Source organism: Kitasatospora sp. NPDC087314 (assembly GCF_044744365.1).
In the GTDB taxonomy this organism is placed as follows: domain Bacteria; phylum Actinomycetota; class Actinomycetes; order Streptomycetales; family Streptomycetaceae; genus Kitasatospora.
The window spans coordinates 42,377-64,467 of record NZ_JBIUYE010000006.1; the positions used below are offsets into that span (position 1 = coordinate 42,377).

Annotated in this window: 23 protein-coding genes and 1 pseudogene; 12 read left to right on the top strand and 12 right to left on the bottom strand. The window is 70.5% G+C overall.

Translation table 11 applies throughout. From position 1 onward, the window contains the following. The first annotated feature begins 196 nt into the window (after positions 1 to 196). A complete protein-coding gene (locus tag ACIO5E_RS14245) occupies positions 197 to 1,078 on the top strand; it encodes a TniQ family protein (protein ID WP_400667924.1) in 882 nt (293 codons plus the stop codon). Between the two features lie 254 nt (positions 1,079 to 1,332). Here ACIO5E_RS14245 and ACIO5E_RS14250 read toward each other — a convergent pair whose 3' ends face one another. Further along, the gene (locus ACIO5E_RS14250) at positions 1,333 to 2,178 is read right to left on the bottom strand and encodes a replication-relaxation family protein (RefSeq protein ID WP_400667165.1); all 846 of its coding nucleotides are present in this window, start codon (positions 2,176 to 2,178) and stop codon (positions 1,333 to 1,335) included. A gap of 435 nt (positions 2,179 to 2,613) precedes the next feature. Here ACIO5E_RS14250 and ACIO5E_RS14255 point away from each other — a divergent pair. Both ACIO5E_RS14255 and ACIO5E_RS14260 read left to right on the top strand, forming a co-directional pair. Then, positions 2,614 to 2,994, top strand: a pseudogene (locus ACIO5E_RS14255) (transposase); the annotation flags it as partial. A 175-nt stretch (positions 2,995 to 3,169) separates the two neighbouring features. Beyond that, positions 3,170 to 3,628 (top strand): transposase, encoded by a 459-nt coding sequence (locus ACIO5E_RS14260; RefSeq protein WP_400667166.1) that lies wholly within the window; start codon positions 3,170 to 3,172, stop codon positions 3,626 to 3,628. A 613-nt stretch (positions 3,629 to 4,241) separates the two neighbouring features. Here the strand turns inward: ACIO5E_RS14260 and ACIO5E_RS14265 are convergent. Further along, the gene (locus ACIO5E_RS14265; protein WP_400667168.1) at positions 4,242 to 4,559 is read right to left on the bottom strand and encodes a hypothetical protein; all 318 of its coding nucleotides are present in this window, start codon (positions 4,557 to 4,559) and stop codon (positions 4,242 to 4,244) included. 862 nt (positions 4,560 to 5,421) lie between these two features. Between ACIO5E_RS14265 and ACIO5E_RS14270 the strand changes: the two genes are divergently transcribed. Both ACIO5E_RS14270 and ACIO5E_RS14275 read left to right on the top strand, forming a co-directional pair. Next, positions 5,422 to 6,768 carry a serine/threonine-protein kinase gene (locus ACIO5E_RS14270; RefSeq protein ID WP_400667170.1) on the top strand — a complete coding sequence of 449 codons (1,347 nt, stop codon included), beginning with the start codon at positions 5,422 to 5,424 and terminating at the stop codon, positions 6,766 to 6,768. Positions 6,769 to 6,812: 44 nt separating this feature from the next. Next, a complete protein-coding gene (locus tag ACIO5E_RS14275) occupies positions 6,813 to 7,217 on the top strand; it encodes a hypothetical protein (protein WP_400667172.1) in 405 nt (134 codons plus the stop codon). Between the two features lie 257 nt (positions 7,218 to 7,474). On the opposite strand, the gene ACIO5E_RS14280 is transcribed toward ACIO5E_RS14275, so the two are convergent. The 3 genes from ACIO5E_RS14280 to ACIO5E_RS14290 are packed head-to-tail and all read right to left on the bottom strand — an operon-like array spanning position 7,475 to position 9,443. After that, on the bottom strand, positions 7,475 to 7,816 hold the full coding sequence (locus ACIO5E_RS14280; protein WP_400667174.1) for a hypothetical protein: 342 nt from the start codon (positions 7,814 to 7,816) through the stop codon (positions 7,475 to 7,477). A 57-nt stretch (positions 7,817 to 7,873) separates the two neighbouring features. Next, the gene (locus tag ACIO5E_RS14285; protein WP_400667176.1) at positions 7,874 to 8,698 is read right to left on the bottom strand and encodes a hypothetical protein; all 825 of its coding nucleotides are present in this window, start codon (positions 8,696 to 8,698) and stop codon (positions 7,874 to 7,876) included. Then, positions 8,679 to 9,443 carry a tetratricopeptide repeat protein gene (locus ACIO5E_RS14290; RefSeq protein ID WP_400667178.1) on the bottom strand — a complete coding sequence of 255 codons (765 nt, stop codon included), beginning with the start codon at positions 9,441 to 9,443 and terminating at the stop codon, positions 8,679 to 8,681. Before ACIO5E_RS14290 ends, ACIO5E_RS14285 begins: the two co-directional genes overlap by 20 nt. Before the next feature lie 143 nt (positions 9,444 to 9,586). Between ACIO5E_RS14290 and ACIO5E_RS14295 the strand changes: the two genes are divergently transcribed. The 3 genes from ACIO5E_RS14295 to ACIO5E_RS14305 all read left to right on the top strand — a co-directional run bounded on the left by ACIO5E_RS14295 (position 9,587) and on the right by ACIO5E_RS14305 (position 11,813). Further along, the gene (locus ACIO5E_RS14295) at positions 9,587 to 10,306 is read left to right on the top strand and encodes an IS6 family transposase (protein ID WP_400667180.1); all 720 of its coding nucleotides are present in this window, start codon (positions 9,587 to 9,589) and stop codon (positions 10,304 to 10,306) included. Between the two features lie 328 nt (positions 10,307 to 10,634). After that, entirely contained in the window at positions 10,635 to 11,000 is a 366-nt protein-coding gene (locus ACIO5E_RS14300; protein ID WP_400667182.1) for a hypothetical protein, read from the top strand. 33 nt (positions 11,001 to 11,033) lie between these two features. Beyond that, positions 11,034 to 11,813 (top strand): hypothetical protein, encoded by a 780-nt coding sequence (locus ACIO5E_RS14305; protein WP_400667184.1) that lies wholly within the window; start codon positions 11,034 to 11,036, stop codon positions 11,811 to 11,813. Positions 11,814 to 11,877: 64 nt separating this feature from the next. Here ACIO5E_RS14305 and ACIO5E_RS14310 read toward each other — a convergent pair whose 3' ends face one another. Continuing rightward, on the bottom strand, positions 11,878 to 12,384 hold the full coding sequence (locus tag ACIO5E_RS14310) for a hypothetical protein (protein ID WP_400667186.1): 507 nt from the start codon (positions 12,382 to 12,384) through the stop codon (positions 11,878 to 11,880). Positions 12,385 to 12,414: 30 nt separating this feature from the next. Next, positions 12,415 to 12,891: a hypothetical protein gene (locus ACIO5E_RS14315; RefSeq protein ID WP_400667188.1), complete on the bottom strand. Its 477-nt coding sequence runs from the start codon at positions 12,889 to 12,891 to the stop codon at positions 12,415 to 12,417. A 964-nt stretch (positions 12,892 to 13,855) separates the two neighbouring features. On the opposite strand from ACIO5E_RS14315, the gene ACIO5E_RS14320 reads away from it, so the two are divergent. From ACIO5E_RS14320 to ACIO5E_RS14335, 4 genes are all read left to right on the top strand, one after another. Beyond that, positions 13,856 to 15,727: a tetratricopeptide repeat protein gene (locus ACIO5E_RS14320; protein ID WP_400667190.1), complete on the top strand. Its 1,872-nt coding sequence runs from the start codon at positions 13,856 to 13,858 to the stop codon at positions 15,725 to 15,727. 39 nt (positions 15,728 to 15,766) lie between these two features. Beyond that, complete coding sequence (locus ACIO5E_RS14325) at positions 15,767 to 16,486, top strand: IS6 family transposase (RefSeq protein ID WP_400667192.1); 720 nt, start codon at positions 15,767 to 15,769, stop codon at positions 16,484 to 16,486. Positions 16,487 to 16,778: 292 nt separating this feature from the next. Next, positions 16,779 to 17,354, top strand: a complete 576-nt coding sequence (locus tag ACIO5E_RS14330) for a TetR/AcrR family transcriptional regulator (RefSeq protein WP_400667193.1) — start codon at positions 16,779 to 16,781, stop codon at positions 17,352 to 17,354. 83 nt (positions 17,355 to 17,437) lie between these two features. Further along, positions 17,438 to 18,223: an SDR family oxidoreductase gene (locus tag ACIO5E_RS14335; protein ID WP_280686088.1), complete on the top strand. Its 786-nt coding sequence runs from the start codon at positions 17,438 to 17,440 to the stop codon at positions 18,221 to 18,223. Positions 18,224 to 18,242: 19 nt separating this feature from the next. On the opposite strand, the gene ACIO5E_RS14340 is transcribed toward ACIO5E_RS14335, so the two are convergent. The 5 genes from ACIO5E_RS14340 to ACIO5E_RS14360 all read right to left on the bottom strand — a co-directional run bounded on the left by ACIO5E_RS14340 (position 18,243) and on the right by ACIO5E_RS14360 (position 22,066). Then, a complete protein-coding gene (locus ACIO5E_RS14340; RefSeq protein WP_400667195.1) occupies positions 18,243 to 18,920 on the bottom strand; it encodes a hypothetical protein in 678 nt (225 codons plus the stop codon). A 352-nt stretch (positions 18,921 to 19,272) separates the two neighbouring features. Next, positions 19,273 to 19,896, bottom strand: coding sequence for a hypothetical protein (locus tag ACIO5E_RS14345; protein ID WP_400667196.1), 624 nt, complete (start codon positions 19,894 to 19,896; stop codon positions 19,273 to 19,275). 123 nt (positions 19,897 to 20,019) lie between these two features. Next, positions 20,020 to 20,352: a hypothetical protein gene (locus ACIO5E_RS14350; RefSeq protein ID WP_400667197.1), complete on the bottom strand. Its 333-nt coding sequence runs from the start codon at positions 20,350 to 20,352 to the stop codon at positions 20,020 to 20,022. Continuing rightward, entirely contained in the window at positions 20,349 to 21,599 is a 1,251-nt protein-coding gene (locus ACIO5E_RS14355; protein WP_400667926.1) for an IS256 family transposase, read from the bottom strand. Before ACIO5E_RS14355 ends, ACIO5E_RS14350 begins: the two co-directional genes overlap by 4 nt. Positions 21,600 to 21,655: 56 nt before the next feature. Beyond that, on the bottom strand, positions 21,656 to 22,066 hold the full coding sequence (locus tag ACIO5E_RS14360; RefSeq protein ID WP_400667199.1) for an HNH endonuclease: 411 nt from the start codon (positions 22,064 to 22,066) through the stop codon (positions 21,656 to 21,658). Between the last annotated feature and the right edge of the window lie 25 nt (positions 22,067 to 22,091).

The following is a 22,091-nucleotide window of genomic DNA, read 5'->3' on the forward strand; positions in this document are numbered from 1 at the left end:
GAACGCCGATGGCAGCCGAACACACCGGCACCGGCCACAGCACGCCCGGGGCAACTCACAACCCGCTCCCGGCCACGCCCCCGCCGCGCCATCGGCAGGCAGCGGCACCAGGGCGAGCGAGACGGCCGGCGAGACGCCCGACCGGGCCGGTGAGAGATGGCCGGTACCGGCACCCAGCCTCCTGGACATCCGGCCCCTGCCCACCGAGAGCACCGCATCCTGGCTGCAACGCGTCGCCGCCGCCCACCACCTGTCCCAGGCCCACCTGCTGGACGGCCTCGCCATCACCGTGACCGGCCGCCCCAGCCGCACCCCGGGAGGCAGCGAACTCCACCTCGACCACCCGGCGCAGCACCGCCTGGCGGCGTTCACCCGCCTCCCCCACCACCACCTCACCCACGCGCTGCCCTATCTCGGATCTCCCTGCCCGGACCCCGCCGACCCCGGCCACACCCCCGCGGGCCACGGGGGCGGCCACGCCTCCTGGCACAGGCTCGACCCCCGCCACGCACCGATGCGGGCCTGCCCCTCCTGCACGCTTCGCCGCACGGGCGGCACCACCAACCACGCTCTCGCCTACCTGCCCGACCACGCACGCCTGTGCCCGCGCCACCACCGTTGGGCCGCTGGCCCCCACCAGAGCCTCAATACCGCCGCGCTCCCCGAACTCACCCACGCCCACGCTGGCCACCGGCGCCTACGACACCGGCCCGGCGCCGCGGACGCGTGGACCTGGGCCGCCGCGATCACCACCCGCTGGCACGACCACTCCACCCACACCGCCCTCGCCGCCCGCTGGCAGCACCGCCGACGGCTCCTCCATGCCGCCAACCCCGGTGTACGGCCCGTGACCGGCTCCTGGGCACTCCTGGCCCGTGACGCCGTCACCTACCCCGAAACCGTCACCCTCGCCCGGGCCCTGGCCACCACCGCCATGTTCCCCGCACCGTTCCACGGACGCCCCCACCCGGCCGTCCACGCCTTCCTCGACCACACAGCCACCGCGCTCGACCTGCCCCACCTCACCCCGCTGCCCGGTGATCTCCTCACCACCTGGACCCGCCACCGCACCCACTAAACCCCAGGCCAACCGGGCGCCAGCCACCCCCAGCCCACCCGGCACATACAGGGCTCTCATCCAGACTGCGGGAATCCCCACTACTTCTCACGCGACCTGCAAGTTCTCAACCAACCACCAAAACCAGCAGGTCACACCACCCTGCAACCTAGCCGGCAACACCCCTGCAGAACCAGCCCCACCCGAACACGCCCCCACCACAGCCTGATCCTTCTCAACCAACCCATGAACCCCCAGCCCGGGAACAAGGCTCCTCAGCCAACCACCGACCCGCCACAGCCGGTGTCGGCGTAGGTGCGGCGCCAGTGCTGCTCGCGGTGCTCGGGGCGGTTGCCCCACTCGAGGTGGCCGATGCTGCCGCGCGGGTACGGGTTGGGCAGCAGGTGGGTGTGTTCGAAGAATCCGCGGTAGTCGTCGATCTTCTTGGCGACGATGGGGTTGGACTCGTTGTCGAGGTCGACTTCCACCAGGAGCACCGGGATGCGGTGGTCCGGGGCCTGGAGGACGGCGTCGGCGCGGACCTTGGGCTTGTGCGGGGTGAGGTGCTCGATCTCGGTGGCCCACTGGTCGATCCGGCCGAAGCCGGGTCCGACGCCCGGGGCGGTGCGGTCGCCGTTGACCTTGTCCTTCGGGATGCCTGGGCCGGTGCCGCCGGCGATGAAGGCGATGATGGTCTCGCTGACGGCCAGGGCGTGTCCGGCGGCGGAGCTGGCTCCGGCCTTGCGGGCGATACCGCCCATGTCCCGGCCGTTAAGGAACAGCGCCTTCGCCGCGTCGCGGCTGGCCGTGGTCATCCCCCAGATGTCCCGGCCGTCCTCGCCGGTGCCGTGCTTGACGGTGAGCCGCTTCTTCTCCAGATCGTTCAGCGCGCCGCGGGCGAACTTGTTCTCCAGGGCGTTCGGGCGCAGCAGTCGCCAGAGCTGGTGGCCTGTGACGATCTTCAGGACGGCGATGGCGCGCTGGACGTCGGCGCGGACCTTGTTGTTGGAGCCGCCCGGGTTGGTCTTGGACGCCTTGCGGACGCGTTTGCGCGGCGCGGCGGCCGGGTCCGGGCCGTCTGGGGCATCGGGTGCGGGCGGGTCGGTTGGGCGGCTGCTCACGGCGCTCCCCTTCGCTGTCTGCAGTGCGGCTGCTGACTGCTCTGCATACCGCACGGCGCCGACAAGTCGATCACGCCCGCCCCGGCCCGCCCGCAGCACCGGCCCGCCCGGCCACCGCCCGCCCCGCGGGCCCGCCCGCCCCGCGGGCCCGGCCGCCCCGCAGCAACCGAAACGCCTGGCTGCCCGGCCGCGGCGCGAGCCCCGGGCACCGCCCCTGGGGGCCGGGGGGACGGCCCGGGGGTTGGGCGAAGGGCCGGAGTGGCGGAGCGAGACCCTGATGGAGCCGCGCCAGGCGACAGAAGGGTTGTCGGCGTTTCTGGGGGGCCTGGACAAGGGGCCTGACCTGACCATATGAGGGCCGGGCCCCCCTTCCCTGCTCATCCGGGCGGTGCCTATCGTCCGGGTATGTACACGGGCTCGGAAAGGAGGCCCTCAATGTCTGTCTACGTCGGTATCGACGTGCACCGCAAGAGGTCCCAGATCGCCGTGATCGACGAGGACGGTGCGGTGCGGGTCAACCGCAACGTCCCCAACGGCGTGGAGACGGTGCTCGGGGTCATCGGGGACCTGCCGATCGGTACCCCGGTCGCGTTCGAGGCCTCCTACGGCTGGGGCTGGCTGGTCGAACTCCTGGAGGACTACGGATACCAGCCGCACCTGGTCCACCCGCTGCGGTGCAAGGCGATCGCCTCGGCCAGGCTGAAGAACGACAAGGTCGACGCCGCGATCCTGGGCCGGCTGCTGCGGGCCGACCTCCTGCCGGAGGCGTGGATCGCCCCGCTGGAGGTACGCCAGCAGCGGGCCCTGCTCCGCCACCGCTTCCAGCTGGTGCGGTTGCGGACGCTCATGCGCAACCGCGTCCACGCGGTCCTGGCCGACCTTGGCCACGACCGGCCCGGCAGCTGTTTCACCGGACCCGGCCGCAACTGGCTCGCGTCATTGGAGCTCCCGGACGCCTCCCGTCGCGTGGTGGACGACCCTGTTGCAGGTCATGGACGCCCTGCAGGTGCCGATCGACGCCCTCGACAAGCAGCTCGCCGCGCACGCCAGGGGCGACCCGCGGGTGAAGGCCCTCATGGAGCTGCCCGGTGTCGGCGCGCTCACCGCGCTGGTGATCCTCGCCGAGGTCGGCGACGTCACCCGCTTCCCCTCCGCCCGCAAGCTCGCCGCCTGGGCCGGCCTCACCCCCACCGTCCGCGCCTCGGACCTCACCGTCCACCAGGGGCACATCTCCAAACAGGGCTCCGCCTGGCTGCGCTGGATCCTGTGCGAGGCTGCCCAGACCGCCAAGCGCAGCCCCGTCTTCGCCGACACCTACCAGGCCATCGCCGCCAGGCGCGGCAAGAAGATCGCCACCACCGCCATCGCCCGCAAGCTCCTCACCCGCGCCTACCACCTCCTGCGCGACCCTCGTTTCGAGCGGGACCAGCGCAAGCGACCAGCCCGATGAAACCGCCACCGTGCGGATCGCCCGCAGACCCCGGGTGCGCTCGCAATTTCGCATGAGACGGCTCCGCCGCGCTCGATGACCTGACTGAGCAGCCCGGTCCCCGGACCACGGTCATGGCGCCGGCCACACCGGCCAGACGCCGGATGGGTGCATGTGACACCACACGCGGACCACCTGCCGGGGACGCCAACGATCCACATCCCAGAAGAACTTCACGCTTCATCGGCTGTCCATTGTCTGCCGCCGCGCATCGGTGTCCAGCTCGTTCGTCCTCGCCCGCTCGTCCCTCGTCGGGCTCCGGGCGCTCCAACTGGACTCCTCCCGCGCGGCGGCAGCACCAGCGACTACGAGGAAGCCCCGAAGACCACGCAGCCCCGGCAACAACAGGACGAAACCCGAGGCCAAGAACCTACGCGCGCTTGACAGGCCCGGCCCTCATGGGTGCGTTGATGCCCCATCAAGGGGTGGGGTGACCGGAAGCGGTATCGGACGCGTGCCGCTGGACCGATCCGGGCCCGGGACAACGGGTCGCGGGGCGATTCTCGCCGGTCCCCGGCGGGCGGCCGTCCGGGCGGCCGGGCGGTGCTGGTTGGACAGTACCTGGCGCGAGGTCTCAGGAGCGGGTCGGGTGGATCAGTACGCCGCCCACGGTGGGTACGCAGCGTGTGCCCAGGGGCAGGTGCTCGATCGCCCCGAGGTTCTCGGCCTGGCCGGTCCGGAGCACCCTGTGGGGGTGGTCTTCGCCGTACAGGATGCTGCCGGGGTCGGTCATGGTGCCGGTCATGCAGATCACGGGGTCCGCGACGAACTGGCCGCCGGCCTCGGCCGCGACGCGGAGTTCCGCGGCGTTGGCCTCGGCTTCCGCCGCGTCGAACGGCGTCTGGCAGCCCGGGCAGATCACCCCGGTGGGGCGGCCCTTCTGCCACCGCATGTTCCAGTCCGCGGCTTCCTCGCTCGTCAGGTCGTTCGGAACCCCGCTCCCGCAACGTCCGCACCTCAGGCTCTGTCCCATCCCGCCAATCTACGCACCGTCAGACACCGCGCGTGCGGGATCGGTCGACCGGCAGTCACCGCCGCCGCTGATCGGGTAGGGGCCGGCCTTCACGCGGCCGGTTGGCCGGTGCCGCTGGCCGTCGGCTCCGGCACCGGGCGCAGCAGGGCGGGCGGCGGTGCGGGGCGGGGGCGGGGTGCGGACGTGGCGCAGCGCAGCAGCTGGCGTCGACGGCTTGCTCGGCGGGCCGCTGGGCGGGCTGTGGGGCGTCCGGGCGGGCTGGTTGTTCCGGGGCGGCGGCCGGGCCTGCCCAGGGCGGTTGCTGGCGGCCTTGGGGTGCTGGGGGCCGAGGGCGCGGGCGGCGCCGGGGCTGAGGGCGCGCCGGGCTGGCGACGGGTTGCTCACGGCCCGTTCGAGTCCGGGGTCGGCCCGCTGCGGGTCGGCTGGGGTGCGGCCGCCGGGCGCACCACAACCAACAGCCCCCGGCAGGGTGAAAGCCCCGCCGTCCGGACCGTCACCCAAACCGCACCACCACACCACCAGCAACCAGGGCAGAGGGACAGACGTCGGCAATCCCTGGGGCCAAAACCTTCGGGCTGAGCTGGGGAAATGTCGAAACGTTGGTGAGGAGATCCCCCCGGGGCACCACCCGGGGACGACCCTGGGGAGACACTCGGGGATCTCCGGCGGGCTCTTTCGCCTCGCCCGGCCGTGCGCGCGCCTTGACGGGTACGTCATTATCGCCATCGAGACGGTTCGCCGACGGTGGGGGGCGAATGCTCGACGCGAGGGAGGCGCGACCGTGGGGGAACAACTCTTCGGGGACCGTTACCGGTTGGTGCGGCAGCTCGGCGAGGGCGGGATGGGGCAGGTGTGGGAGGCGCGGGACGAGAGGCTCGGCCGGGCGGTCGCGGTCAAGGTGATCACCTCGCTCGCCGGCGGCGTGAGCCACAGCGGCGACGCCCGGGAGCGGTTCCTACGTGAGGCGCGGATCACCGCGCAGCTGCAGCACCCCAGCATCGTGACCATCCACGACCTCGGCGAGAGCGGCCCCGAGAACGACGAGGTCCCATTCCTCGTGATGGAACTGGTCCGGGGCGAGGGCCTCGACGCCATAGTGCGCCGTGGGGCCGTGCCCCTGGCGGACGCGGCACGGTGGGGCGTACGGATCTGCGAGGCGCTCGCCGAAGCGCACAACGCCGGGATCATGCACCGGGACATCAAACCCTCCAACGTCCTCATCACGCCGTCCGGCGCCGTGAAGGTCCTCGACTTCGGCATCGCGAGGACCGCCGACGCCTCCGCGACCGCCGACCGCCTCACCCAGACCGGATTCATCGTCGGCACTCCCCCGTACATGGCTCCCGAACAGGCGCGCGGCTTCCCGGAACCGCGCAGCGACCTGTATGCGCTCGGCTGCCTGCTTTTCGAGCTGATCACCGGCCGGCTGCCGTTCCAGGCCACCGACGCCGTCGGCTACCTCACGGCGCACCTCACCCAGGAACCGCCCGCCCCCGGCTCGGTGGCCGCTGGCATCCCACCCGCCTGGGACGACCTCGTGCTCACCCTGCTGCACAAGGACCCGGCGCAGCGTTACCCGAACGCCGGCGACTTGGCCGAGGCGCTGCGACGGCTCGGCCCCTCCCTCGTACCCGCGCCACTGCCGCACAGAGGGACCGATCTCCCCACCACACCGGCCACGCCGCCGCTCCGGCCCGCGCCCACCGCCCCGCGCGCCCAAACCGCCGCCTCACCCCGCCGGCGGGGTGTCACACCCGGGAGGGCTAGTACCGTCGCCCTCGTTGCGGTCGTGCTCGCCATCGCGCTGGGCTTCGGATACATCGGCATGTACACGTTCGTCATCGGGGGCGATCTGAAGGATGCGCAAGCGGGCGACTGCCTCTGGTTCGATACCGAGGCGGACCGCGCGAAGTACGGATACGGCTACCAGGACGTGGCGAAGACGGAACCGTGCGCACTGCCCTTCCGGATGTTCGGCAACCGGCACTACGTCGTGGTGGAACGCATCGACCGCACCAGCGACTACGCCCAGTGCGGCCGTGTCCCCGGAGCGGTCGTCGACGCCGACACCTCGATCCTGAAGTCCACGTCGCCACCGTACTGGGTGCTCTGCGTCAGATCTGTATGACGGCGCGCTGGGGATCGACCGAGCGGGTTACGGCGAGGGGCCGGATGTTCCCCCTCGGTGGCCTCCAGGAGGAGCGGGTCGGCGTGGGGCTGCACCTGGGCGAGTGGAGCGCGCTCTCCAGGACGGCGGCCGGGGTACGGATGTGGGCGCAGCGCGGCGATGGCATCGACGGCCTGCTGGGCGGTCTGCGGGACGTCCGGGTGAGCCGCTGGGTCCGGGACGGCTGCTGGGCCCGCCCAGGGCGGTTGCTGGCGGCTCTGGGGGCACTGGGGGCCGAGGACGCGGGCAGCGCCGGGGCCGAGGGCGCGTCGGGCGGACAACGGGTTACTCACGGCCGTTCAACGAGTCCCGTCCGCCCCGGTGGCGGGCGGGACTCGGACGACGCGGCCGGCACCGCCGGACGCACCACAACCAACAGCCCCCGGCAGGGCGGAAGCCCCGCCGTCTGAACCGTCACCCAAACCGCACCCACCACATCACCAGCAAACAGGGGAGAGGGACAGACAGGAGGGGGTTGTCTGATTTTCCGGCAGGCTGAGAACTGCTTCTGAGCTGCGGAAACGCTCGGCGACGGGCGGAGGTCGCGGGGTACCTGCGGTGGTGCCCTCGGTGGCACCTGCGGTGGTGCCTACGGAGAACCGGCGCGGGACCGGCGGCCCGGTCCCGGGGCGGCCTCGACGACCGCGGACGTAGAACAGGCTCGAGGTCAGGAGCGGTGTCGGATGCGGTCCAGGTCGGCGTCCAGGACGGCGAGGTCGGGGTGCTCTCGTAGCTGTTGCTCACGCGCCCATTCGTCGAGGTCGGCTTTGTGCGCGGCCTTCACGTCGTCGGTGGTGGTGTCGGTGAGAGTGGCGAGAAGGTCCAGGTCCAGATCGTCCAGACCGTGGTACCGGTTGGCGGGGGCGTAGCTGGCGGCGATGTCGGCGGAACTGCCGGCTTCGGTGAGTTTCTCCAGCAGCCATCGCCGGAACGGGGTGTCCTGGGTCTTCCAGGCGGGGTCGTAGTTGTCGTACTCGGGGTCGTCGTGGCCGGGGCCGATGATGGGCACGGGATGGTTCCTCTCCGAAGCTGCGGTGGGGTATGCGCGGGGACAGGGCGCCTGTGGTCAGCTGTGCGTCGGCGCGGTGTCGGCGTCGACCAAACCCGCCGCCAGGGCGTCGCGGACGAGCAGGGCGGCCTGCTCGACGGTGTCGGCGGCCAGCGGGCGCTGCTGGTCGGCGGTGTAGGAGAGGAAGGACCCCTCGATCACCACTCCCCAGCCGTCCAGGCGGTTGACGCCGTGCTCGGTCCAGGCGAGCGCCCGCCCGTCCTTGCGGATGTAGAACAGGCCGGGCGCGCGGGTCCAGCCGGCGAGGTCCCAGCCCGGCTCGCCCATCAGCGTGCTGATGTTGCGGATCAGGTCGAAGCGGCCGAGGTTGCGCAGGTACGGCTCCAGCGGCGGGCGCAGCGGGTCGTGGTCCTGCCGGCGGGGCAGTACGGCGGGTGGTATGGCCCGGGCTGGTTGGACGTCGGCGGGCACCGGGTCGGGCTGCTCCTGGTCGCCGTGGTCGTCCGGGGTTTCGCCCCGCGAGGCGGAAGCGCCGTCCGGGTCGACGTCGTCTCCCCACACGTCGATCCGCTCAAGCATCCGCCGGCGGACGCGTTCGGACTCGGTGAGGTCGGGCCAGCGGGTCTTGTCCCGGATGTTCTGCGCGGTGGCGAAGACGCGCGAGCTGTAGCCGGGCAGTCGCAGGGTCAGCTCGCGGAACGCGGCGACCGGGTCGCCGTTCTCGGTCTCCTCCAGGAAGGCGGTCAGCTTGCGGCGCAGCGCGTCGACCAGGCTGAGCAGGTGGCGGCTGTCCTCGCCCCACCGGGCGCCGGTGCACGACCGGCGTGCCGGTCCCCGCGCGGACTGCCGAAGACAGGCGTCTTCATCCTGCGAAGTGGTCATGCCACCGGCCGGTGGCGACGGTGTTGGGGTGGTTCGGTCCGAGGACCCGGGTCTGGGCGTGCAGAACCCCTTGCAGAAGCCTTGCGGCTTCGGCGACCTTGCCGGACCTACCGAGGTTGAAGGCATGCTGATAGCGGTTGACGAGGGTGTCGGGGTGGTCGGGGCCCAAGACCCGCGCGCAGTCCGCAGCGAGCCTGGCGTAGATCTGGGCAGCGTCGGCCCAGTACCCCGCTCGTCCAAGGTTGTAGGCCTGTTGGGAGCGGGCCAGGAGAGCGTGAGGGTGGACGGAGCCCCCTAGTCGGGCTTCGTCCTGCGCAATTTCGGCGTAGAGCCGAACGGCGCCCACCCTGTCTCCCCCTTGTCCGACGTTGTACGCGTGCTGATGCCGGTTGATGAGGACATAGGGGTGATCGCTGCCCAGGACCCGCTCGCGGTCCACGACCAGGGCAGCGAGCAGACGCACCGCCCCGACCCGGTCACCCGACTCACCGACGTTATAGGCGTGCTGATGCCGGGTCGTGAGGGTGTCAGGATGATCGCCGCCCAGGACCCGCTCGCGGTCCACGACCAAGGCAGCGAGCAGACGCACCGCCCCGGCCCGGTCACCCGACTCACCGACGTTGCAGGCATGCTGATGCCGGGCCTCGAGGGTGTCAGGATGATCGCCGCCCAGGACCCGCTCGCACCTCTGGACCAGGTCCGAGCAGGCGGACGGCTTTCCGGTAGTCGCCGGTCCCGCGAGCACTGCGGGACTCCCCCCAGAGCGTGGCGAGGAACTCGACGGTCGCGGGGTTGTCCTGGCCGTCCCGGACAACCTCGGACGGTGCTGTCACGTTGATCGGTGAGTGAGATGATCTTCGGGTTGGTCGTGGCTGGGAAGGGCCTGTAGTGGAGAGCGCTTCGCCGTCGTACAGGGGCCACCGGTACCCGGTGGAGATCATCGCGCACTGCGTGTGGCTGTACTTCCGGTTCCCGCTCAGCTTCCGCGAGGTCGAGGAGCTGATGCTCCAACGCGGTGTCATCGTCTCCCACGAGACGATCCGCCGCTGGTGCCTGAAGTTCGGGCAGGCCTACGCCGACGGGCTGCGTCGCCGCCGGCCGCGCTCCGGTGACAAATGGCATCTCGACGAGGTCTTCGTCAAGATCAACGGCGAGCGGCGGTACCTGTGGCGGGCCGTCGACCAGCACGGCGACGTCCTGGACATCCTGGTCCAGTCGAAGCGGGACACGAGGGCCGCCAAGCGGTTCCTGGCCAGGCTCATGAAGAAGCAGAGCCGTGTGCCGCGGGTGCTGGTCACGGACAAGCTCAAAAGCTACGGCGTCGCCCACCGCGAGCTCATGACCTCGGTCGAGCACCGCTCGCACAAGGGCTTGAACAACCGCGCCGAGAACTCCCACCAGCCCACCCGCCAGCGCGAACGCGCCATGAAGGGCTTCCGCTCACCCGGCGCCGCCCAACGGTTCCTGTCCGCGTTCAGCGGCATCTCACCCCACTTCCGACCCCGACGCCACCTGATGGCCGCCACCGGCTACCGAGCCGAGACGACCCTCCGCTTCACCATCTGGGAGCAGGTCACCGGAGCCGCCAGCCCGCCCACCACGGCCTGAACACACAGTTGCAACCCGGCCCCACCACACCCCGACACACCCTCAGGCACTCTCGCACCCAACAACGTGACAACGCCGCACCACCTCCTGGCCCGCCGTCCGCCCACCGTCCGCGACACCCGCAACCCCCACCGACGGCACCCCAAGAACCCCACGGACAGACACCGGCGACCCATCCGATAACCCCAGCTCAGACACACCACGCCTGATCACAGTCAACGAACGCGGACAGCTGATCACGAAGCTCCCGCGTCTTGCCGAACACCGTTTCTCCCCAAGGCAATTCGACTACGCTTGCGAACCCGAGATCGAACGAGGGGGAGCGCCCATGCCGTACGAGGCCGGCACGAGGGTCAGGCTGACCAGGGATGCGCAGGTCACCACAGGTGACACCGTGACCAGGGGTGGCGTTCCCGGCCCGCTGTTCCTCGCCGAGGGGCTGGCGGGAACGGTCATGGGCTCAACCACGGAAGTCGGCCGTGCCGGCCAGGACCACCTCGCGAGCTTCGATCAGCAAGTTCGCGGCCACCGGTTCGACGCGTTCGCGGCGAGCCTGATCGATGACCTCCGCCAGAACGTCGCCCGGCTGGGAGCGTTCGACGCCGGAGCCAGCGCTCGGACGACCTACCGGGTGCGCTTCGACAACGGGTTCGTCCTCGACGGTCTTGAAGAAGGCTGGCTGACCCAAGCCTGAGTACCTGCCCCCTCACCACCACCGAGGAGATCCATGGCCGACAGCGTCACCTCACTGACCGCCCGCGTGCACGATCTTCTGGTAGCGGTCATGACCAATGGCCTTACCCCACGGGGCGTCGACGTCGTCGCCGGCCTCCACGACGTCGTCGCGCGCGCCACGGCGCTCGGCCCCGACGGCAGGTGGCTCGTCGCATCGGGGCACTCGGGCCTCGGGGGCCTGGCCATCGCACAGGGGCAGGTGGACCGGGGCCTCTTCCACTTCGACGCCGCCGTGGCGAACGGGTTCAACGACTGCGTGGCGTTCCACATGCCCCTTGTGCGCCCGCTGCACCGCGACCCCCGCTTCCGGGCCCTGTACGAGCGGATGCGCGTCACCCCGGCCGACCTCGACGAGTTCCTCTGGCTGCACCGGGAGATACAGATCATGGCGCGGGATGCCCAGCAGGCGACCGTCGACAACATCGGCCGCCTCGACACTGGGGTCTCGCTGTTCCCGCACGCCCCCATGCCGACCCGCGAGCCGAACACCCCCGGCGTGCTGATCACCCGCCTCGACCTCGCCGCCACGCAGACCGCACTGCGACAGGCCGCCGTGAAGGCGGATTTCCAGCGCAGCGCCGGCAACGTCAGTCTCAGCCTCATCGACGACTCGTGGGACTACACCCGTGCCAGGCACGACGCCTGGCACGCCGACGATCTGGACACCCGACGCGAACAGGCCGCCGCAGCCCGGGCCTTCGTCGAACGTCCGGGCATCGTCACCATGCTGATCCCCTGCCCGCCGCTGGGCTCGATCGTCTACCCGGCCTGACGAGGGCCGGACTTGTGCGCAGGAAGTCGGCCGGGCCGACTTCCTGCGCACAACCACGAAGGGGTCAGTCCCCCTGGGCCGGGTGGGTGGTCAGGCAGAGGGCCCAGACGTCCGTGTAGGTGTTCGGAGACGGGGAGCCGCCGACGTGGAGGGTGGCGCTCCAGTGGTCGGGGCTGTCGGTGCCGTCCTCGGCCGGGTGGCGTCGGCGTCGCTCGGGTAGCTGCCGTTGAGGTGGTCGCCGGCCGAGCCGGGGCCGGTGACGTCGGTGGTGGTGACGGAGCCGCCGCTGACGGCCGCGCCCGCCGGAGATCAGGTTGCCGTCGCCGCTGCCGCAGGTGGCGGTGGTGTTCTGGCCGGTGCCTCCGGTGCTGGGGCCGGGCGCCTCGGTGAAGCGGACCTTGACGTTGATCCCGCTGCCGCTGCAGATCGCGTACGCATAGGTCTCGTTGGTGGAGTTGGTGCTGTTGTCCCAGTCCACGGCGCTCCACGCGTTGGGGTGGGTGTCCCTGTCGGCGGCGGCCTTCTGGCCGTAGTCGTGGGCGGCGTCGTTGAAGGTCGGCAAGCTCGCCATCGCCTTCAGGTTGCTGGATGTTCTCCAGGGTCATCCCGGCCGCGCGGCGGCGGACCCGGTGGGGGACGTCGCCAAGCAGCGCGTGCTCCTGGTCGTCGTCGGGCTCGTCCTCGTCTTGGGTGTGGTCGGGGCGGGTGGGGTGCTGGGCGAGGGCGGCGTGCAGTGTCGCGCCGGCCTGCCATGCCTCGGCGTGCACGACGGGCTCCCGCACGGCGAGGCCCGGGCGGGTGCCGAGGACGACCCGCCGTCGACCAGGGCCACCCAGCTGTCGAGGCCGTCGACGTCGCGCTCCGTCCAGCCGCGGGCGAGGCCGGCGCCCTGGTGGAGGGTGCGGATGCCGTCGTAGCCGGTCCAGCCCAGCCACATCGCGCCGCGCACCAGCGGGGAGTCGAGGATCGGGCGGCCCAGGTCCCGGTCGGCGGGCGCGGGCCGGCTGCCGCACGAGGCCAGCTCCAGCCGCGCGGGTGCGGCGGCGGGGTCCGGGTCTGGGCGGGTGGTGTCGGTCATCGCACGGTACCTCCGGAAGTCGGGAACGAGGTGCGGGCGGCCGTCCCGACCCGAGGTGGGCCGGGACGGCGGCGGGTCGTGCGGAGCAGGTCGGCCGGCTCCTGGGCGGAGAGGGCCGGGTCGTTGTCGCGGACCTTGACGGGTGAGCCTGAGAGGCAGGGGTGCTCTTGGAACGTGAGATCCCTTGCCCTGTCCGAGCCCTGCAGTGGTCGTGGTGTCTTTTCGAAGTCGCCCCGAAGGGCGCCGTCACGGGGCTAGGGTCGAAGGGCTATCACATCGGTGCGAGCGAGAGGGCAAGGATGCTGGAGGAGGTGCTGGTGACGTTGGCCACGGCGGGTGGGACGGCTGTGGTCCAGGCAGCCGGGACGCAGGCGTGGGACGGGCTGCGGGCCCGGGTAGCCCGGTTGCTGAGCCGTGGAGACGGTGAGCGCGAGCGCGTGGAGTTGGAGCGGCTGGACAGTACGGCCAGCGCGTTGCAAGCGTCGGCATCGGCCGGGGCCGAGCAGGTACGGCTACGCCAGGAAGTAGCTTGGCAGACCAGGTTCGAGAGCCTGTTGGAGGGCGTGGCCGGCGCAGAGCGTGAGCACGCTGCGGCAGAATTGCGGGCCCTGGTCCAGGAGCACACTGCCAGCGGCGCGGTGTCGGCGGGAGACCATGGTGTGGCGGTGGGCGGGAGCGTGGACGTTCGGGCCGATCACGGGTCGGTGGCCGCCCTTCGGATGGGGGACGTGACACTGGGAAACCCCCCGCTGCCGGGTCCGCCCCAGGGCTGAGCGGACCCGACGCCACACTGCCCCCGCCCGCTGGGCGCCCCGCCGTCTCCGCCGAGCACGGCGGCTTCGCTGTCGGCTACGCCCAGCAGGTCGTCTACTACCAGACCGCGCGCCCTGCGTCGGGCGCCTGGCCGCGCCAGCAGCCTGAGAGGCCGGTGCCGCGTCAGCTACCCGGAGAGGCGCCCGGCTTTGTGGGCCGCGCGACCGAACTTGAGCGTCTGGAGGCGCTGGAGGCCACCGCGCCGGGCGGGGGTGTGCGGTTGGTGGTGGTTGCAGGGACCGCCGGGGCGGGCAAGACCTCGCTCGCGGTGCGCTTCGCCCACCGGGTGCGTGCCCGGTTCCCCGACGGGCAATTGTTCGTCAACCTGCGCGGGTACGATTCGGGCCCGCCGGTGGCCCCCGAGGCAGCACTGGAACGCTTCCTGCACGCCCTGGGCATCGCGGCGGACGCGATCCCTGCGAGTTTGGAGGAGCGGGCTGAGCTGTACCGCTCGCTGCTCGCGGAGCGCCGGGTGCTGGTGGTGCTCGACAACGCCGCCGCCGTGGGACAGGTCCGCCCCCTGCTACCAGGCGACGCCGGCTGCCTAGTGGTAGTCACCAGCCGCGAACGCCTGTCTGGCCTGTCCGCCCGCAACGGCGCTCACCGCCTCACGCTTGGCCTACTCACTGAGACCGAAGCCGTCGACCTTCTCACCACCGCCACCGCTGGCTACCGCCGCTGGGACGAGACCGAACACCTGGCCGAACTCGCCCGGCTGTGCGCCCGGCTGCCGCTGGCCCTGCGGATCGCCGCCGAACGCGCCGCCGCCCGCCCGCACATGCCCCTGACCGACCTGATCGCCGGCCTGCGAGAAGAATCCTCCCTCTGGGAGGCCCTGACCACCGACGACGACTCGGAAGCCGATGCGGTGCGCGCTGTCTTCACCTGGTCCTACCGCGCCCTGCCCGCACCGGCCGCGCGTGTCTTCCGCCTCCTGGGCCTACACCCCGGGCCTGAGTTCGGCACCGCTGCGGCCGCCGCCCTCACCGGCCACACACACCGTCGAGTCCAAAAATACCTCGACCTGCTGGCCGGCGCCCACCTCCTGGAGCAGACTGGTTCCGCCCGCTATCAATTCCATGACCTGCTGCGCGCCTACGCAGCAGACCAAGCCCGCCGGGAAGAGAGTCCCGGGCAGCAGCAAGCGGCCCTGGCCCGCGTCGCCCAGTGGTACTTGCACACCGCCGACGCCGCAGTCCGCAACGTGCAGCACCTCTACCCCTCACGGATCGCAGGGCCACCCGAGCCCGCAGTCGAACCTCTCACCTTTACCGGTTACGCACAGGCAACGGACTGGTACATCACAGAGCGGACCAATCTGCTGGCTCTCGCGCGGGCCACGGCTGCCGCCGGTCTCGACGAGATCACCTGGCAACTGCCCGCGACGCTGGATCCGCTACACGACGCGCACAGCGCCGTGGAGGACGCACTCGAAACGGCTCGACTCGGTCTCGCGGCAGCGCGACGCCTGAGCGACCATCGCGCCGAAGCAACGATGCACCAGATCCTGGGCTACGCCCACCGGAAGCGCAACCGACTGGGGCCGGCCACCGATTGCTTCCGCGCGGCCTTCGACATCCACCAGCAAATCGGCGAGCGACTCGGCATGCTGGAGGCGGCCAACAGCCTGGGTCGGATCCACCTGGAGCTGCGCGAGCTGAACACGGCCGTCGAGTACCTCGAGCGGACCCTCGTTCTGGCCCGCGAACAGGGGCAGCAGGAGTGGAGCGCCGTCGCGCTGGACAACCTGGCCAGTACCTACCGCGAAATGGGACAGCCCGAGAAAGCGGCCGACCTGGCACGGCAAGCTCTGGAAATCTGCCGCCAGGCCGACCTCGAGTTGCGGATGCACGGCGACGTGTCGCTCAACCTTGCCGGTGCCCTCCGGGAATTGGGTCGGCTCGCGGACGCTGAGGGGCACCTGTGTGCGGCAGCCGCAATCATCGCCGATGGACTGGTCTTCCATGCGCTGGAGTACGACGTCCTGCGTGAGCAGGGTGCTGTCACGTTGATCGGTGAGTGAGATGATCTTCGGGTTGGTCGTGGCTGGGAAGGGCCTGTAGTGGAGAGCGCTTCGCCGTCGTACAGGGGCCACCGGTACCCGGTGGAGATCATCGCGCACTGCGTGTGGCTGTACTTCCGGTTCCCGCTCAGCTTTCGCGAGGTCGAGGAGCTGATGCTCCAACGCGGTGTCATCGTCTCCCACGAGACGATCCGCCGCTGGTGCCTGAAGTTCGGGCAGGCCTACGCCGACGGGCTGCGTCGCCGCCGGCCGCGCTCCGGTGACAAATGGCATCTCGACGAGGTCTTCGTCAAGATCAACGGCGAGCGGCGGTACCTGTGGCGGGCTGTCGACCAGCACGGCGACGTCCTGGACATCCTGGTCCAGTCGAAGCGGGACACGAGGGCCGCCAAGCGGTTCCTGGCCAGGCTCATGAAGAAGCGGAGCCGTGTGCCGCGGGTGCTGGTCACGGACAAGCTCAAAAGCTACGGCGTCGCCCACCGCGAGCTCATGACCTCGGTCGAGCACCGCTCGCACAAGGGCTTGAACAACCGCGCCGAGAACTCCCACCAGCCCACCCGCCAGCGCGAACGCGCCATGAAGGGCTTCCGCTCACCCGGCGCCGCCCAACGGTTCCTGTCCGCGTTCAGCGGCATCTCACCCCACTTCCGACCCCGACGCCACCTGATGGCCGCCACCGGCTACCGAGCCGAGACGACCCTCCGCTTCACCATCTGGGAGCAGGTCACCGGAGCCGCCAGCCCGCCCACCACGGCCTGAACACACAGTTGCAACCCGGCCCCACCACACCCCGACACACCCTCAGGCACTCTCGCACCCAACAACGTGACAACGCCGCGCCGAGGAGTTGCTCGCGTGCCGCCGGTACGCGCTGACCGGCGACGCGCGAGCAACCGAACGGTTCTGATTGTCCTCTGACAGGCGATATCGGCCGTTTGCCAGGTGATCTTGACGGCCCGATCGCGGCTCGCGCGGCGGCCGATCCCCGGGCGGCGCCAGCCCGGGGCACGATTATTTGACCCATAGGTCAAATAATCACTACGGTAGCGGCATGGGCAGACCGAAGAGCTTCGAACCGGACGTGGTGATCGCGCAGGCGATGGAGACGTTCTGGACCAAGGGCTATGCCGGCACTTCCCCGGCCGACCTCGCCGAGGCGACCGGGGTGGCCAAGGGCAGCCTGTATCACTCCTTCGGATCCAAGCGTGAGTTGTTCGCCATGGCGTTGGACCTCTATGGCCGGACGGGCTCGGAGGTGACCGAGGAGTTCCTCTCGCGGCCGGGCACCGCCAAGGAGCGCATCCGCGCGTACTTCGTGCTGCTCGTGGACATGGACCTGGACGGGCCGGCCCGTCGCGGCTGCCTGGCCCAAAACACGGTCGAGGAGCTCGGCGGGCGGGACGAGGAGGCCACCCGCGCGGTGCGCCGCATCGAGGAGCGCATGATCGGGCTGTTCGCCGCCCGCATCGAACAGGGGCAGCGGGACGGTGACGTCGACCGGGACGTCGACGCCAGGGCCCAGGCGCTGTTTCTCCAGGCCATCCTTGCGGGGCTGCGGGTCATGGCCAAGACGTTCGACCGGCCGGTTCTGTATCAGATCATCGACACGGCTCTGGCAGGCCTCTGAGGCGCGACGTCTCGGGCGGCGGCTTTTTGCGCCCTGATTTTAGACCTTAAGTTCAAGAATTAGTCATTCAAGAGGGGGAGATCATGGATCTCGGCATCAGTGGGAAGACCGCTCTGGTCACCGGAGCGAGTCGCGGCATCGGCCTCGCGATCGCTCGGATCCTGGCCGCGGAGGGGGTCCGGGTGGTGGGTGCCGCCCGAACCGTCACGCCCGAGCTGGAGAAGGTCGCCGTCGCGGCCGTGTCCGTCGACCTGAGCACCCGCGACGGAGCGCGGTCGGTCATCGACCAGGCGCTCGCCGCGGTCGGCGGAATCGACTTCCTCGTCAACAACGTCGGCGGCGACACGGGGAATCTGTCCCTCGACGGGTTCCTGGACGTCGATGACGAGCAGTGGCAGACGATCTTCGACCTCAACCTGTTCAGCGCGGTGTGGACCACCAAGGCGGCGTTGCCGAGCATTCTGGAACGCAAGGGCGCGATCGTGAACATCTCCTCGATCAACGCGCGCATGCCCACCGGCGCGCCGGTCGGCTACGCGGAGGCCAAGGCCGCGCTGAACCAGTTCGGGAAGCGGCTCAGCGAGGAACTGGCGCCGCGCGGGGTCCGCGTGAACACCGTCTCCCCGGGCCCCACGGCCACTCCGGTGTGGACCGACCCGGACGGCTTCGGCGGCAAGGTGGCCGCCGCGTCCGGGGTGGGCCACAGCGACCTGCTCACGGCCCTGCCAGGGCAGTTCGGCATCGCCTCAGGACGTCTCACCGAACCCGAGGAGGTGGCGGACCTGGTCGCATTCCTGCTGTCCGGCCGTGCCGCCAACATCCACGGCGCCGACCACGTCATCGACGGCGGCACCCTCAAGGCCGTCTGACAGGGCTGCGGCGGGCCGCTCAGCGCAGTCGGCAGGGGTTCTGTCGACTACGCGGGTCAAGAACGCGGGGGTTCCGACTCAGAAGCCTGAGTCGGACCCCCGACGGGGTGCGGTGGTCGCGGATGGTGATGTGTCCGCCGATGTCGTGCGCCTTGGCGTCGGCCAGGTCGGGTGGGATGAAGGCGGTCAGGTCGGTGGTGATGGCAGCATTCGGGCCCAGGTAGGCGGGGTCGAGGTGGAAGGCGATGCGGGTGCCAGCCCCCGGCCGCGCGGGTACCGGCCGGGCTGGGGCGGTGGGTGTGGTGCCGTCGAGCTGCTGGCGCAGGGCGCGGCTGTGGTTCCAGGATTCGACGGCGGTGCGGGTGCTGATGGCTGCGATGGCGGCGTGCAGCCACCTGTCCCGGGCGAGCAGGCTGTCGAAGTAGCCTCCCATGGGCGTGCCGGGCTCGGGCAGGTCCGGGTGGTCGTCGGTGACCGTGAACGCGAGAGGGCCGTGGATGTCCGCGACCGTCCGCAGGACGCGGCCGGCGCGCACGGAGGGGGCCGGGGCCAGCTGCCACTCGATGAGTCGGCGCAGCACGCGGGTCGGGAAGTCGGGGTGGGTGGGGCCGATGCCGAAGTACATGCCCGGGTGTCGGCGGACACTCTCGCGGAACTCCAGGACCGTGATGTCCGCCGCGCTGTACTCGTTCTCCACCGTCGGAGCCTACTCGTCGGCGCCGACGGAGCATGGGGTCCTTGTGCAGGCCCCGGCCTGCAGGCGTGCGTGACGGCGGCCTTCGTAAGCTCCCCGCTGGCGGCCGTATACGGCGCATTTTATGGCCGCGGGATTCCCCGAGTACGGCCAGATATTTCCGGCTCTTGTGCTGGACCTGTGGGTCGGGTCATGTGAGCTGGCGGCGGGGTAGGACGGGACGGTTGCCGCCGAGGCAGAGCATGACGAGGGCGATGACGGAGTCGGCGGAGCGGAAGCCGAAGCCTCGGCGGATGATGAGCCTGGTCTTCGAGCAATTGTCAAAACCTGTGGTCAAAGGACTGCCACGAGGCTCTCAACCGGAGTTGCCGAGGATGAGGCAGACCAGGTTTCCAGCGGGGTCGCGGACAGCGGCAGCAGAGCCGCACCCGGCGGCGGTCTCGACGTGGAAGGCGATGCACTTCGCCCCGTCACCCGACTCGGCCGGCACCTCCACGACGTTGGGCACGCGTCCGGCCTCCGCCCCGGCCGCCAGCTGCGCATCGGCGCGAGCTGCGAAGGCCCGGTCCCAGCCGATCGGCATCGGTCCGTCGTCGCTCCAGATCGCACCCACGGGACCAAGGGGCTGGTAGTCCTCGATCGGGTTATCCAGACGTCCGGCGGCCAGGGCCTCGGCGATCACCTGGGGGGCTGCCAGCGGAACGACGGCCAGGGACACCCAGGACGCGGGCAGGCCGTACTCCCCACGCTTCTTGGGATCGGCATTGGCGACCAACTCCAGGTACACGGGATAGCGGCCGGGCGGAACGTAGATCGGGACGAGCTCTCCGGGCGCGGGCTGCGCCCAGCCTAGGCTTCCGTTGACGACGATGTCGCTGACCCGGTGAAACACGCCAAGGCCCCCAAGGTACGGCCACCAGCCATATCCGTTGCCGTGGTGGTCACGCGCGATCCGATCAAGGATCTCTGCTATCTCCATGGTGAGACATACTGGCACCGCCCGCTGGCAACGGATCGTCGGGCCCAACCGCCAGCCCTCGAAGGCGAGTAGGACCAAATGGCGCTGCCTGACCCCGGTCACGCAACAGGCCCGCGCCACTGGTCATGGCAGCGGGTTGGTTCCCCGGATGGACTGCCAGCGGGAGCGCGGTGTAGCTGAAGTCAGGAGTTGGACTCCTGTGCCTCGGAGAGTCACGAGCGCGGTGTGGACGGGGTCGAGTTCCTCGACGGAACGGTGGTAGGCGAGAATCTGCGTCAGTTCCAGGTCGATGGCTTCGGCCGAGTCGCGGATGCGGTCGAAGCGGGTGCCGAGGCGAACCGGCCCGAGCATGCAGCGCACCGTGGCGGTAGCCTCGGCCGGGCTCACGATGGTGACCTGATCGATCGCCAGTTCCACCTCGACCGCGTGGCTGCCGGTGTTGAGGGGCTCGGTCATGCCGCCGCCTCGGTGCGCTCGACCAGGATGCCGTTCTCGAAGCGGGCGCCGGAGCGGACCAGGGCGACGAGATGAGCTCCAGTGATCGCGCGCCAGCGTTCCTGGGCGGACTCGACGAGCTTGAACACCATCGCGAGGGCCGCGGCCGGGCTGCCGGCCCCACGGGTGACCTTGGTCCGCAGCTTGACCGTGGAGAACGTGGACTCGATTGGGTTCGTAGTCCGCAGGTGGATCCAGTGCTCGGCCGGGAAGTCGTAGAACGCCAGCAGTTCCTCCGCATCGTCGGTGATCTTCGCGACGGCCTTGGGCCACTTCGTCCCGTAGGTCTTCGCGTACGCCTCGATCGCCTTCTCCGCATGGGCGCGGTCCTCGACGTTGTAGATCTCCTGCATCGCTTTGGTCGCGCCGGGCTGGGCGGACTTCGGCAGGGCGTTCGTGACATTCCGGGATTTGTGAACCCAACACCTCTGATGCCTGGCTGCGGGGAACACCTCGGCCAGGGCCCGCCACAGTCCCATCGCGCCGTCGCCAACGACGAGTTCGGGGTCGCGCATGCCGCGGCGACGGCAGTCCCGCAGCAGGTCCGCCCACGACTCCGTGGACTCCCGCAGCCCCTCGGCCAGCGCGATCAGCTCCTTGGTGCCGTCCAGGCGGACGCCGAGGAGGACCAGGATGCAGGAGTGGGCCTGGCCGAGGCGGACCTTGGGGTGGACGCCGTCAGCCCACACGTAGACGAAGTCGCGGTCCGACAGGTCCCGAGCCTGGAACGCCGTGTGGTCGTCGCCCCACTGCTTCGTCAGCCGGGTCACCGTGGCAGGCGACAGCCCGGCGGCCGAGCCGAGGAACTGCTCCAGCGCCGGTACGAAGTCCCCCGACGACAAGCCGTGCAGGTAGAGCAGCGGCAGGACCTCGCTCACCTTGGGCGACTTGCGGCACCACGGCGCGAGGATCTCCGAGGAGAACCGCTTCCGTTCGCCGGTGGCCTCGTCGACCCGGCGGTCGTTCACCCGCGGCGCGGTGACCTCCACCGGGCCGGCCGCAGTGGCCACGGTCCGCGGCCGGTGACGGCCATTGCGGACCACCAGGCGATGCCCCCGCTCATCGGTCTCGGCGGCCAACTCGGCTATGTACTGGTTGACTTTCGCCTCCAGCGCGGCGGCCAGCATTCGCCGGGCACCCTCGCGGACGATCTCGTCGATCAGGGAGCCGGACTGGGTCGAACCGTCGGCATTCACTACGCTGAGCAGTCGGGTAGCCGGGACGCATTGCTGCGTCCCGGCCCCCTCAGAACCGGACGTGCGAGTCATCCCCGCATCCGGCTCAAGCTGGCCTGTAGCTGCTGTTGGGTGTCAAGCTTCCGGTCGCCAGCGTGAACCTGGCGATGACAGGTCGTGTGGATCAGCTCCAGGTTGCTCGGGTGGTCGCTGCCACCCTTGCTGCGGTAGGTCAGGTGGTGCACGTGGATCGCCCGAAGGCTCCCTGTGAACCACTTGACCCAGTCCTGAACGTCGTCCGGGTCGAACCCGGCTCCGTCGATCAGATCCAGTCCGCACCTGGGACACAGCCCCCGCTGACGGTAGGCGAGGGAGAGGATGTTCCTGGGCTCTCCCACCGCCTGCACCCGCCTGCGTCGACGGTTCCCCCAGTACTCATCCAGCTCCGGATCATCGGGCGACGCATCGTCCTTGACCAGGATGTGTCGCTGGATCGGCATCCAGGAGGCTTGCTGCAAGTAGTGC